This window comes from Marinobacter sp. ANT_B65 (assembly GCF_002407605.1).
GTDB lineage: Bacteria > Pseudomonadota > Gammaproteobacteria > Pseudomonadales > Oleiphilaceae > Marinobacter.
On the sequence record NZ_NXGV01000003.1, the window covers coordinates 223,653 to 238,212 of the forward strand.

General features: G+C 54.7%; 5 protein-coding genes. All 5 read right to left on the minus strand.

Annotated elements, in window-relative coordinates:
- Positions 1-39: 39 nt before the first annotated feature.
- On the minus strand, positions 40-270 hold the full coding sequence (locus CPA50_RS14180) for a thioredoxin family protein (RefSeq protein WP_096783190.1): 231 nt from the start codon (positions 268-270) through the stop codon (positions 40-42).
- Positions 271-309: 39 nt separating this feature from the next.
- On the minus strand, positions 310-1,629 hold the full coding sequence (locus CPA50_RS14185; protein ID WP_096783191.1) for a permease: 1,320 nt from the start codon (positions 1,627-1,629) through the stop codon (positions 310-312).
- A gap of 85 nt (positions 1,630-1,714) precedes the next feature.
- Positions 1,715-2,242 carry a sigma-70 family RNA polymerase sigma factor gene (locus CPA50_RS14190; RefSeq protein WP_096783192.1) on the minus strand — a complete coding sequence of 176 codons (528 nt, stop codon included), beginning with the start codon at positions 2,240-2,242 and terminating at the stop codon, positions 1,715-1,717.
- 149 nt (positions 2,243-2,391) lie between these two features.
- Positions 2,392-6,540 carry an OmpA family protein gene (locus tag CPA50_RS14195; RefSeq protein ID WP_096783193.1) on the minus strand — a complete coding sequence of 1,383 codons (4,149 nt, stop codon included), beginning with the start codon at positions 6,538-6,540 and terminating at the stop codon, positions 2,392-2,394.
- Positions 6,537-14,558 (minus strand): SdrD B-like domain-containing protein, encoded by an 8,022-nt coding sequence (locus CPA50_RS14200; protein ID WP_096783194.1) that lies wholly within the window; start codon positions 14,556-14,558, stop codon positions 6,537-6,539. The genes CPA50_RS14195 and CPA50_RS14200 overlap by 4 nt, the downstream gene beginning before the upstream one ends.
- Positions 14,559-14,560 lie beyond the last annotated feature (2 nt).

The following is a 14,560-nucleotide window of genomic DNA, read 5'->3' on the forward strand; positions in this document are numbered from 1 at the left end:
GCCAGTCTGTCGCGCCCGGAGAAGAGATTTCTATAAACACTAGCCCAGCAACTGCTGAATCTGATCTGCGCTGGCTACCTTACCCTCAATAACGATCTCGCCATCAATGGCCAGCGCCGGAGTGCGCATGATGCCTGCATCAATGATGGCATTAGTGTCTGTTACTTTTTCCACTTCGTATTCAAGCCCTTTCGCACTGGCCGCATCTTCTGCGTTGGCCGTCAGCTGTTTGCATTTGGCACAACCGCTTCCATAGATAGTGAATTTCATGGTTTTTCCTCATTTTTAATGTGATACCGAAAGGTGGAATTACCACCAGTTACCATAGACAAAACCCGTCAGGGTGGCCATTACCACCACCAGCGCACAATAAACCAGTGTTTTTTGCGTACCCAGAATAGTGCGGATAACAAGCATGTTCGGCAACGAGAGCGCCGGCCCGGCCAATAGCAGCGCCAGTGCCGGTCCCTTACCCATACCTGCCCCCATCAGCGCTTCTACAATCGGGACCTCAGTCAGGGTAGAAAAGTACATCAGCGCGCCCAGCACAGAAGCGATGATGGTTGAAGCCAGAGTATTATCACCTACAGCCATGGCGACCCATTCCGAAGGAATGATGCCTTCATGGCCCGGACGGCCCAGTGCGAAGCCTGCAATGAATACCCCGCCCAATAGCAGGGGCAATATCTGTTTTGCAAAATCCCAGCTTTGTATCGACCACTCCCGGTCCTGCTCGCGTAAAGCCGCGATAATCATCAACCCGGCAATACCGATAGCAAAAGGTAGCTCGGGAGCTGTTGGAACAATCACAGCCGCAACAACAACCACAGCCGTCAGGATCAATAACCGGGTAACAGGCCACTGCCAGCGCCAAACCAGCAGGCCTGCCAGTGCAGCAGACAGCAATGCTGTAATTTCCCACTTCCATGCATAAATCTGCATCCAGACCTGGCTATCCGCCGCAGCCCAGTTTGCGAAAACCAGCACCCCGACCATCAGCGCGAAAAAAGGTACGATCGCACTCATGGGTTTATCCGAATCTCCGCCACCAAATCCCCGGGCGTTATTGACTGTTCGCTGTGCTTCCTCCTTGCGATAGATGAGGTGCATGATGGTGCCAATCACCAGCGCGAACAGAATAGCCCCTACAGCCCGGGCAATACCGATCTCAGGCCCCAGCACCTTTGCTGTTACAACGACCGCCATGATATTGATGGCCGGCCCTGAATACAGAAACGCAATCGCCGCACCGAGGCCGGCACCGCGTTTGTAGATACCACCGAACAGAGGCAGGACAGTACAGGAACAGACCGCCAACAGAGTTCCCGAGACAGACGCAACGCTAAATGCCACGGGTTTGGACGCATCCGGCCCCAGATAGCGCATCACTGCATCCTGGCTAATGTATGCCGACATGGCTCCGGCAATCAGGAATGCTGGCAGCAGGCACAGAATAACGTGCTCCTGAGCGTACCAGTGGGTCAGCCGGACAGCCTCCAGCACGGCGTTATCGAAGCGCGCCGTTCCGGCGGGAATAAAGTAGATCAGCAGAAAGGTGGCCAGCATAAAAAACAGAAGGTTGGCTTCACGAGAGTTGCTGGCGTACAGCTCGCGTAATCGTAAGTTCATCTAAAAGCTCCTTGAAGTGGGCGTAATTGAAACATTCCTGTTATGAAGACGAACACACTCTCAAAAGGATGCAGAAAAAATACTTTCACCGGGGCTCATGGCAACAGACTTGCCCATTTTCATCGAATCTTACCTGGCAATTTACAACAATTTCTTTCCTCAGGCGCTGCCTGGCCCTTAACAGCCGGGATTTGACCGCACTCAGTGTCAATCCACTCTGCTCTGCGTAGCGCTCCTGCAACTGGCCTTGCAGATCACATTGCTCAATGACATTCCGGTCCTCTTCAGAAAGATGAGCCAGATTCCGTATCAGGCATCCCTCCAGCTGAACAACCGGAGGTTTTTCCGCCCGCTCATGCGGCATGTCCGGATCCAGATCAATGAACGTTTTAGCAGTGCGAAAACGGTCGGCCAGATAATTACGTGCGACCCTGAACAACCAGGCCCTGGGATTTTGCACTTCGCAGAAAGTATCGCCTTGCAAGACGAGTTTGAGAAACAGCTCCTGAAGCACATCATCCGCTTCGTGAGGATCCGTTATTCGTGTCAGCAGGAAAGCACGCAACTCCTTTTCGTACTGATCCCAGGCACTCAAAATGCAGACAGGCGTCATATCAGATTCATTCCAGGCTGCGGGATGATGGGGGATATATGAGCACCGATTGTACAAGCACCCCAAACTGGCAACAAATGCCAGCCGGGGGATTATATTCAGAAGAAGGGTAAGAAACTCCGCCACCGGGCCCGGCGGCAGATAAACGGTCAGTACTTGCCTACGGCGTTAATAAACCAGCCCTGACTCCGGAACGACATGTCTGTAAGGTCGTCGCTGAAATCGCTGAAGTTATAGCCTAACCCGGCTTTCAGATGGTTGCCAAAATGACGATACATGCCTACCAGCGCCCCGGTGCGGCTATCATCAGCAGCAAACTCATCACGCTGGCGCACTTCGGTCATGAGATCCCACTTACGCGTAACGTGCCAGTCAAGGCGAAGGGCCGCAAGCTGCCCGCGACTGTCAAACCATTCAGCTGAGTCGTCACGACTCATGCGCAGTTCGCTCAAGCGATAAGCGTATCGTCCGCCCACACTCCAGCGTTCTGTCAGGTCGTAAATACCGTCGATCGCAAAAACATGGCTGCGCTGTGAATAATCGATGGTGCTCCCAGTAGAACTGCTCAACTGTTCAGACGGCGCCAGATCAGACAGGTAAGTATACTTGGTCAGCAAATTAAGCCTGTCATTGAATACCGGGCGGTAGGCATAGCCGACAGACCCTTCAACGAAGTTACCATCAAAGAAGTCACCCAGGGTCGAGTTGCCAATCGAAAGATCCAGCTTACTGATAAAGCGCCATTCCGGGTTGATCCTGTAGCTGAAATTGTTGCGCATCAGCCAGACATCACGGGTTTCAGCATCGGTTTTGTCTTCACGGTATTCGAGAGAACCGGCATAGAGCACTTCTTCGCCGCTATACCCGATTTTACCACCTAGAGCCCGCCGCCTGAGTTCATCACCCAATTCACTGTTGATGGTTCCGAACTCCGTGTTCAGGCCATAGCTCCAGTTATCATTCGGCGCAAAGTCGAGTCCATAGGCCTGAATCAGACCACTTTGTTCGCTCGCGTCCTGATAGCGTTGCTCCGCGTATACACTCACCGTGTTGGTCCAGCGCGAACGTGCACCGGTTACAATCTGGCTGGTTCGGCCACCAAAGCCATCATCGGTGCGATCATTGTCCAGTTCGTAGTTGAGATAAAGGTTGGTGCGGTCAGACGCATCGTAATTAACCCCGGCCTTGCCTCCCACGCCCAGATTACCGTCGGAGATTTCACCGCTTAGCGATGTGCGGGGGTTGATACGATAATGACCACCTACACCGCCTCTGTTGTTGGCCGAGCGAGTGCCACTGCGATCAAGCGTTCCCTGGGTAAAGCCATACACCGACCAGTCTTCGTTATCCCGGTATAACGCCTGCACCAGGAGATCATTACGACTCCCGTCGTTGGTGCCTACCTGGGTTTCCTGATCATCCGCCCGAATGCCCGCGGAAAGCTGCCAGTTCTCATCGAGATCGTGAGCAATCGCAGCCTCAGCCGAGCGCTTCAGGGTACCGCCGTCCTCATCCAGCTCATCCGCTTTAACGATCACTTCGGTATCATCGCCAACCGGCGCCGTGAAGCTACCTCCAACCTGCTGGGTATCCAGGCTTGTTAAACGCCCTGGTGCAGAAAAGCCAGCGTCCCGTTGCTCGAAGTAGAAGGTACCGCCACCCTCGTTCTCACTGCCCAGATCGTGCAGGGAGAATGCGGTTTCCAACCGGTGGGCACGGGCATCTGAGGTGGTTCCCACTACGCTGCTGCTGAAACCAAAACCACCATCAAAGGAAGTAAACTGCTCAAAACTGTCGCCAGTGCTTTGCGCCGATTCAAGCTTGATCCAGCTGCGGTCACTCTGGCGCAACAGCACATCAACCCCTGCCAACTCCTGTGTATCGCTACCGGTCTGCTCCTGCCGACTGCCCGTCACGCCGATACGTGCCCAGTCAGAAGCCCAGTAAGCTGCCCGTCCGCCCACGGCGATGTCGTCCAGTTCATCGACGCCAGGTGAATATTCGTAACCAACCACCAGATAAGCCGCATTGCCACTAAGGCTGCCACCAGATCGCACCAGAAGACTGCCATCAACGGTGCTGGAGAGCGGCTCGGACAGAATGATCCGCCCTTGCAGGGCATTAACATCATAATCAATACCCGAAACCAGATCCTGGCTGTACAGCACCAGGTTAGAGTCCTGGTCCCGAACCTCAATACGTACCCGCTCACTGCCCTGTGTCAGATCCTGATGCTTCAGGAAGTAAAGGGAGCCACCGGTACCACGGAACTCTTCACGTGCCGACGCCGTACCCGGCTGAGCCGCGAACCCTTCAATCTGCAGACGACGTTCGCCAAAAGCGGTGTAGTCATCGCTGTTGAAACGAAGCTGTGCGCCGTAGAGGCTACGATCGATCTGACTTAACTCTGTTGCCCGAATCTCTTCCCGGAAATTCCCCCACATCGCATGAGATTTGCCGTCTTCTACTTTAAGGTAGAACTTGCCTCGGGTCGGTGCATCCTCAACCAGCGTGGAATCGTCACCAAAGGTTGTCCACCCCTGATCACTATCCATACGACGGAGGAACTCGCTGGGGTTCTTGTCGTTGAAGTTGCTCAGAATGCTGCTGAAGGATTCTTCAGTGGTATCAACACTCGCGGTCACCGTGTACTTGTTATCGATCTTACCTTTGGTGTAGAACGCCAGTCGGCCGTCGACATAGAGTTTGTCGTCATAATAGCGGTCTTCGCCAGTCACCAGACGGGCCGGTCCGGTGGTGTTTTGCTGACCGACGGTAATGTCGGCAATGGCCACGGTGAACCAGTCCTTGGCCGGAAGACGCAGATCTCGTCGATAGATACGCCCCTTACCGTCCTCATTCAGTACCGCGACCTCGACACTGTGCAATCCCCGGGGAATAATCTGACTATTGGCAAAGCGCCCATTTAGGTCTACTGGCACCGGCCGCCCCATAACGTATACCTGCTGATCTGGCCTGACATCATTGCCATTAACCGTCACTGTGCCGCCAGCGACCGGAATCCGGTGACGCTGCAGACGGTTCTCGCCATACCCTGCGAGCAGGTCAGCCTCGGCATCCACTACTTCTTCCTCTGTCACCGGTACCCGTGACAAGTTCAGTGGCCGGGGACTGGTCTCATCAAACCGACCCTCAGCATCGTATACTCTCAACTGGTAATACAACCTGTCCGGGAGCTCGCCCGCTGGTACCCATTCACCAGCCAGCTGCTCATCCAGTGCTTGTGTCGCCAGGACATCGACGCCTGAAAACAGGCCAGTACGCCCCAGGATCCGGACTTCAGCACGATCTATCCAGTGCAGATAGTTACTGTAGCCACGAAACTCCACAGGCTCCCCGACATGCGCCAGGCGAGGGCCAGACACCACGTTCAGGCGAGGCTTCGCCGACAGGTTGTCATAACGCACCTGCAACAGATCGCGAGCCAGAGCCACATCAATACAGCGCTGGTTATCGGCGCTGCCTGGCAACCCCGAAGTATTCAGTTGCCGGCCATCCAGACTGATGCGGAAGGGATCTACATCATCCGCTGCAACCGTTCCGCCGGAGCAGACCAGAGGCAATGGAGCAGCCACAGTAGTAACTACAGGAGTAACTTCGTCATACCAGATTTCGACTTCCACACGGCGGTTGATCGCCATGCCCGCCAGAGTGTCATTGCTGACCAGTGGCTCGTCCGGCCCGCGGCTATGGAACTCAAGCTGATCGGCGCCGAGACTCAGACGCTGACCAAAAATACCACCAACCTCCTCAGCTCTTTTCATACCGAGGCCATAGTTATCACCGTAAAGTGCCTTCGTGCGCTGCGACAACCTTTGAGGGTCGGTATGGCCTATAAAGCGCATGCGCAGATTGCGCTTGTCAGCAAGCCGGTCAAGTAGCTTCTGAAGTGCCTCATTGTCCTGTTCCGGAATCACGGAGCGGCCAGATTCAAAACGAACCACTGGCAGGTCGGCATCCAGCTTGACTGAGCTGATCTTTTCGTCATTCAGATCCAGTATCTGTGCACGCTCTGTCAATACATCACCCGGCAACTGCCACAAGATCAAGCGTTCCTGAGGCAATTCGCGCTCAGAATTTTCGGGCAACGCTGGCAAACCAGCAACCGCAAAGGGGCGGCGCTGAATCAGGGATTCATCCTGTATGGCCCCCCGGGGCCCTTGCATACCACAACCTTTATCCACGCCACATTCCTGAGGATCATTACCTGCTGTCGCAGACAGAGGCAGGAACATCAGCGCTGCTACAGCGCTCTTCATCAAGTTACAAGCCTTCATCGGATCACCTCCACGCTGTCAGTCGCCGGCACAATTTCTTCCTCAAGTTGCAGGTCATAACAGCAACCGTCCGGTTCCCAGCGCTCTGTAATCCAGTCGCGGATGTATCCTATGCGCTCACGTGCCTGATCAACCGGTGAATCCACCGGCATGCGATAAGCAATGCGCAGTATTGATGGCTCGGCATGCAGCAGGTCCAATACTTCCTGCATGCGCGTCTGGTAGTTGGAATTCAGTTCGTTGTCGGAGTTGAAGGCATCGCTGCCCAGATCCAGGCGAATAACCCGATGGATGCTGGCCCCGAAATTGGCTTTGGTCATCCGGCCCTGCGTGATACGCACGACCCGCGGATTCTCGGTAGTGATGCGATAACCACTTGGCAGCGTGCGCTCATCCACCTTGATAATAAAGTTGGCACCACGCAGTTCGCTTGGAACATCCGCACAGGCCACGTGGTAACGGCCGAACTTGTCCGTCGTTACCAGCCAGCCACGCGGTGTCGCCAGGCGCACGCCAGGCAAACCACTCTCGCCTGAATCCTGATATCCATTCCGGTTCTCGTCATCGTAAACGGTACCAACAATGTCACTGCAGTCGAAGGTAGGGTCAGGCACAACCCGGACAGTCGCTGTAGCAACATTGGATACCCGGGTCGAGGCCAGTACGTTCGTGGCCCAGGCCTGATTCACGTAATCGTTAAACCCAACCCCGGAGCCAACAACCAGCAGTAATTTGACCGTCACAACCTGGCCTCCGGTCAGCGATTGCCCCGGCCACTTCAACAATTGCCCCTGAACCACTGGCTCAAACGGGGCGTCATCAATCCGGGCGGAACCACTGACATACTGAAAGCCTGATGGGATTTGGTCTTCCAGCACAATATTGGAAAAGTCCACAGTCAGTGTGTTTGTTGCAGTGAGCACGTAGGGCACGATTTCACCACGGGTAACGCTGACTTTGGGCGTTGTTTTGGTCATGGAAATCGCCCCGCTAAGGAGCGGATCAACGGGTATATGATTGTTCACAATATCTGCCGAGCTACCGTTGAACTCAAAGCTGGTGTAATACTGAGTGGTCTCAGCTCCTGTCATAAGATTTGCAGTATTGGTAGCGCAGGTGCGTGAATCGTGCAGCGACGATGACTCGACAGGGGCCTGATTGCTATTCTGAACCAGCGCCGGGTCCGGAAATGCACCGACTTCAAGCGCGTTGTTACAAGCTTCAATCAGCTGCGAAGGTGTAGAGAGATACCCCTCGGGAGGAGTTACCGTCAGCGTATAGGTTCCCGCCGGTGCAGTACCCAACAACAGGAACTGATACAAGCCGTCGCTGGCAGTGACCTGAACGGTAGACCCACCCAACACATCATCGGTGGTAAACCCTGCCGGGCCGCTGATAGTAACCGTTGCACCAGGTACTGGCAGGCGGCTTACCGCATCATAGACAACCCCTGCCGGATCAAGCGGCAAGCTATGCTCGTAAACATCCCTCCCGCCAGGAATCGTCATATTGCTCAACGACCCCGTTGTATTATCCGCTCCGACCGGGTTGCCTGGGCTGACTACACCCACGGTATAACCTGTTCCCGACTCATTGGGCACCGGGCGGCCAAAATAGCTACCGCTGTCCGGATGCCGGAAACGAACTTCATAACCAGTACCCGGCATCAGGTTGCTGAATTCATAGCCACCATCTGCATCAGTAATCATTTCAGAAATTTTGACACCGTCGCGCCAGAGTTCGACGGTCCAGTCGGGTATCGAAATTTCACCCGGGTCATACACGTCATCGTGATTGCTGTCGCGCCAGACACGTCCAGACAATGACGGCACAGTCCACTCCAGAAAGTCGTTGTTTTCTGAAGCAAGTGCAACACGCAGATCCACACCGGAAATAGCACTTGGGGTAACCTCAGGCGTTGTGGCCTGACCACCTGCTGTGCCTGGAATTGTCGTCCCGTTTAACAGCCCCTCAGGTTGGTCTGGCTGAGTGATCTGATACACACCCGGCGGCAGATCCACGAACGTATAAGTGCCATCGCTGTTCGTAAGAACACTGGCATTAACCGGGTTGCCGTTGATGTCTGTACCTGAAAGCAACACAGGTTGCCCACCCAGACCAGTGTCATCCTCGTCATAACTGTCATTGACGTTGCGGTCATGATAGACGCGGCCAGAGATAGTGCGGGTATCCTCTGCCGGGTTACTCCACTCAGCAAAGTTGTTCTCTTCAGACACCAGAATGCTACTCAGATCAATATTGAAAATCGCACTTGGCGTAACCGTTGTCGCCGTCGCAAGCCCCCCTGCAGACCCTGATATTGTCGATCCATTCAGCAAGCCTTCCGGCTGATTTGGCTGAGTCAGCCGATAAAGACCCGGTAACAGGTTGTTGAATACATAGGTGCCATCATCGTTGGTAAGAACGTTGACACTAACCGCATTGCCATTGAAATCTGTCCCTTCAAGCACTACAAGCTGCCCACCCAGGCCGATGTCATCTCCGTCATAGAGGTCATTGGCATCCTGATCGTGAAACACCCGCCCTGAAATGGTACCTCGGGGGGAGGCGGGCTTCGCCAGTTCTGCGAAGTCGTTGCCAACAGATATACGAGTAACACTGAGGTCTATCTGGGAAATAGTGCTAGGAACAACCTCCACCAAAGTCGCGACGCCCCCCGCAGAACCCACTAACGTCTCACCGTTCCGGTAACCACTCGGCTGAGTGGGCTGCGAAACCTCATATACACCGGGAGGTAAATCCGTGAAAGCGTATGTGCCATCATCATTGGTTACACGAGTAACACTGACCGCATTCCCACTGATATCAACACCGGACAGCACCACTCTCTCCCCACCAATGCCTGCATCATTGCCGTCAAAAACACCGTTATTGTCCCTGTCATAAAAAACCCGGCCAAAGATACTGCGCCCGGTGGCCAACTCGCCAAAATCAAGGCCATCCAGGCTGGTGTCCGGAGCAAGCGCTATGTTCTGAATATTGCTTGGCAACACATCAACTGTAGACGGAGTGCCTCCGGTCGAGCCTGCACTGGTGATACCGTTAGCCGTTCCTGCAGGCTGATCTGGCTCAGTAACTGTGTATTCACCCGGCGGCAAATCGTCAAAAACATAATTGCCGTTGCTATCGGTCGTGGTCGTCCGGCTCACAGCCTGGCCCTGCCAGTCTGTGCCTGACAAAGTCACTACAACACCTGGAAGCCCGGTTTCATTGCCCTGGCGTACCCCGTCATTGTTCAGATCAATGTAAACACTGCCTCCAAGCCTGGAAGGCGTAACCTCAGGAAACAGATTACCTACCGAACCACTAACTTCGCCTGCACCGTTGGCATCCAGCTGAATACCCGCAATCTGGCTGGAGGGCGACCCCGAAGCCGGATTGGAGGCAACACCCTCAGTTCCGGTGCTGCCATTAAGCATGTTTATGCTGCCGGCAACCGGATTTGCGTTAAGCGAACCGGTTGGCTGTCCATTCTGACAAACAGAGTAAGTGCCAGCAGGTAACCCACTGAATACATAGCTTCCAGAAGCCGACGTTTGCGCAGGGTTCTGCAGCGTAGGGATGCCACTGACCAAAGCACCTGTACAGTCACTGCCACTGCGCAATTCTATTGCAATCCCGGCTAACGGATCGTCCACACCCGGCACGTACGCCTGCCCGTCCGTCAAGTTGTTGTCCAGGTATACCCGGCCAGAAACATAACCCAGGGTACTCACCGCCAATGATGCGTAGGCCGGTTGCGCATTACTGCCCAGATCCGTCTCCAGAGCGCCAGCCTCAATAATATTGGTGTGTTCGCCTGATGCAGAAGCTGTTACATCCAACTCGATGGTACAGCCACCAGCAGGAACCACTGTGCCGCTGGCAAGAGTCACTGAACCCGTTCCTGCTCCGGCAGTTACAGCAGCAGAAGGACAGGTACCACCAATGTCCGGAGCTGCAGCTACGATGACATCACCCGGCGAAACAGGAAGGGTATCTACCAGCGCAGACGTCAACGTCATCGCACTGTCATTTGGGTTATTGACATAAACAGTCAGCCGGGAAATGCCGTTTTGCGCAATTACCGCTGGTTCAAACTGTTTTGCAACGGTTGGCGGCGAGGAAATAACGATACGCGCTTGCGTGGTTTCCGAGTTGGTCACGCCTTCCGTAGTTCTGACGGCTCCAGTTGGCAGCGTGTTGGTATAGGTGCCTGCGACGTTGCTGAGAACATCTACGCTCACGGTGCAGCTGGCATTGGCTGAAATAACCCCGCCGGTCAGGCGCACAGTCTGCCCTGAAGGCACAACATTTACGCTACCAGAACAGGTGGTTGCAGCATCTGGCGTCTGTGCGATAACTAACCCGTCTGGCAGGTTATCGGTAAAAGCCAGCCCGTTTAGTGCAATATCGTTCTGGTTTTCAACCACAATGGAAAGGCGGTAAGGACTACTTGCCGAGCCCTGAGCTGTGCCGGTACTGAAGCCCGAAGGATCGCCCGAATCGAGAGTGAAATTACTAATGGCTTTATGAACCACCAAAGCCGACCTTGCCCGTAACGTACCCTGCGCAGGATCATTATTACTAACGGGGGTACCACCAACCTGGCCAGTAACGTCCCCTGCCGGGATCACGTTGTCATAATCGCCCTGGGCGGCAGCGACAACGTCAATTTCCAGATAACAGCTGGCGGGACCCGTTGCAGTACCTGCCGGTATCTGTCCACCAGTGACCGAAAACTGATCAGCGGAATTATTCAAAGTACCCTGACAGGTGCTCACTGCATTAGGTGGCGAAGCAACGGTCAACCCACCTGGGAAGTCATCAACGAATTCAAGGTTTCTTACAACCTGCGACGTCGGATTATACAAGGTGATACGTAGCCGGGAGTGTTCCCCCGGAGTCACTACCTGAGGATCAAAGTCTTTGACCACACCCAATCCGGCACTGGTCTGCAAGCTACTCAAGGCAGGGTCATCATTAGTGATACCCTGCGCAGATACGATGCTGCCAGCTGGAATGGTTGCGGTGACAGTACCTGTAGTATTCATCGTGACATCGACAATGACAGTACAGGTCTGTCCTGTTTCCAGGCTGGCTCCCGTCAGGTTCAGCTCAGCCTCACCCGGTGTTGCAGTGACTACGCCGTCGGTACAGGTAGTCGAAGCGTTGGGCGAACTGGCAATCAGCTCTCCGGTTAAAGTGCCCGAAGCCAGGCCTGTATCCGTAAAGTAACCGGCCAGATTCAGGTTGGTGAGATCCAGGCTGCCATTATTAAAAAGCGTAATGATAAGCTGAGTGGCAGCCCCAGGCGCAGACAGACTCGGGCTGGAGTGGTTTAACGATACAGAGAGCCCGCCGCCAGAGGCATTTCGCAGAGTTGCCCCGAAAGAGCTTACGTTCTGTACACCACCGGCCGCGGTCAACTCGCCTGGTGCTATGGTGTTTACCCAGTTGCTACCACCGGTCGCCGTGACATCAAACAGCAGGTCACAATTACCGGTTGCAACCTGAGCACCGCTCAGACTGACAGCATTTGCCCCAGGCTGCGCACTGACAATCGGCGAACCGGCACATGTAGAATAGGCATTGGCCGGGTCAGCAACCAACATCCCGGCTGGAAGGTTGTCGGTAAGGCTGACATTTTCCAGCACGCCCGGCTGGCTGTTCGTAAACCGGATCCTGACTGTTGAGCTCCCACCTGGCTGAATCACATCCGGAAGAAATGACTTACTGCCACTGAGTGCCGACACGAAATCGATACTACGACTAACAGGACCAGGGCTTTCAACCGCTCGGGTGACCCCATCACTGAGAATTTCAGTTCCCGTCGCCGCACCTTGCGGCAGGGTATTAACGTACGAACCTGCAGCTCCCGAGACATTAACGGTCAGCGTACAACGCCCAGCCGAACCAATACCCAGGTCAGCGCGGGCTGGCACCGTAGCACCGGACAACACCACCTGGTCACTACCCGGTAAGGCACTGACAACTCCACCACAAGTGGTCGACGCATTATTGGGAGAGGCTACCCGCATTTGCGTGCCGTTGGTTCCAACGGGCAAATTATCGGTGAGCGAAACATCGGTCAACGGTTGTGCTGACCAGTTCAGCAAGGTCAACGTCATGGTTGCGGGAGCACCTTCCGGCCTGGAGCTCTCATCAAACTCTTTTTCAACGGCCAAGGTAGAACTGCTTACGGTATAGCTGGCACTGTCCGTGATATCACTGCAGATTCCGCCACTACACACATCTCCACCGGCAATACTATTAGTAATGGTGACGCCCGCCGAGGCTCCCTCCGGCGCCATAGCCCAAAACCGCACCGTACAGGCAGACGGAGTGCCATCGACACCTGCCGGCATATCAAAAGTGAAAGTAGGCTCTTCCTCACTACCGCCAACGACGAGCGTCGAGCAACCTGCGCCACTCAAAGCCGGATCAGGATACGATTCCGCTGCCCCCAATAACTGCATTCCTGTTGGCAGACGATCCGTGACCGTCACAGTTTCCGGCTGAATACGGAAATTTCTGACCCGAACATCAAAACGCACTGGGTTGCCGGGCGCAACCACTGCTGGGCTACGACTCTTCTCGACACGGAACCGGTCCGCAACGGTAACTGAAGCTACTGCCTGTTGACTGACAACGCCAGCCGGACTGGTAACTGTAATCCCCCCTTCAGGAATCGTATTAGTAAAAGCCTGCGCAGTACCCGCGACATCCAGAGTGGCAGTATAGGGAACCCGTATAAGGCAACTGCTATCCGGCTGAAGCGATCCACTGGTAAATTCTAGAGTCTGACTACCCAGACCAGTCAGGCCGGACAGGCTGGAACCTCCACTGCAACTGACTGTAGGCGCCGAGGTGATCTCTAAACCAATATCCCCAGGGCCATCAATATCATCCGCGAAAGCTCCCAGTTGCATGCCTGTCAATGGGCTGGCATTGGTCAAGCGAATTTCCAGAATGGCTTCCTGACCAGCGGAGATTGTGGCTGGAGTAAAGCGCTTGCTTACCCGCAAAGGCGCGGTTGCACTCAAGGTCGCAGTAGCGTTCGATGAGGGAATCAGGCCCCGCTTGTTAGCGAAATCCGTATTGCGATCAATAGTGTTAACGACACTTGTGGAGTAGGCGTTAGTAACACCGTCAGCCACGACCATAACGCTCAGTTCGCAGGCACTTTCTGCAGCTATCTCTCCGCCAACAGCGGTAATGGTGAGGTCCCCTGCTGAGGGTGAAAAGGATGGAGGCGTTCCTCCACAACTGATCTGCACATCGGGGTCCGGAGCCACTCTCAGACCAGAATCACCCAGTCTGTCGCGGATGGCAAAAGCAGGACTATCCCCGACACCATTCAATGGCAGTGGCTGCGAGGCGTTGTTAGCAATAGTGATAGTCAGCCGCGTAGGCTCGTCGGCTTTTACAATTTCGCTGGCGCCGAAACTCTTACTTATGCCTGGAGAACTCAGCCCTTCAAAATTCAAGGACTGAACCGCCGGGTCTGCGTTGCTTACGGGGGTTCCTGCACGAATTCCGGTAACGCTGTTAACAGGCAACTCGTTAGTGCCGGAGCCGGCAACCGTTGACGTAACCTCTACGACCAGCTCACAGAAACCCGCCTCACTCCCGCCGTTACGAGGCGGAATCACACCGCCAGTCAGCCCAAACGTATTACTACCCAGCGGCGCGGTTACTGTCCCGGAAAAACCCGCAGCAGCCCCGGTACCGTCTGCACAGACCGCTGACACCACAGCGCCTCCCGCCACTTGAAAGCCTGGGGGCATGGTGTCCGTAAAGCTGACAGAAGTAACAACAGCGGTGTCATCATTATTAGTAAGCCGAATCCGGAAGGCATCAATGTCACCGACATACTTGGTGCCGGCATAACCCGGGGCCTGGGTCTTGCTGACCCCGATGTTTGCATGAACCAGTGCTGGCAACAGCATTGAACATACAAGGCTCAAATTAACGAACAACCGCACCATTCGTCTGGTGACTTCCGGATGAAACATAA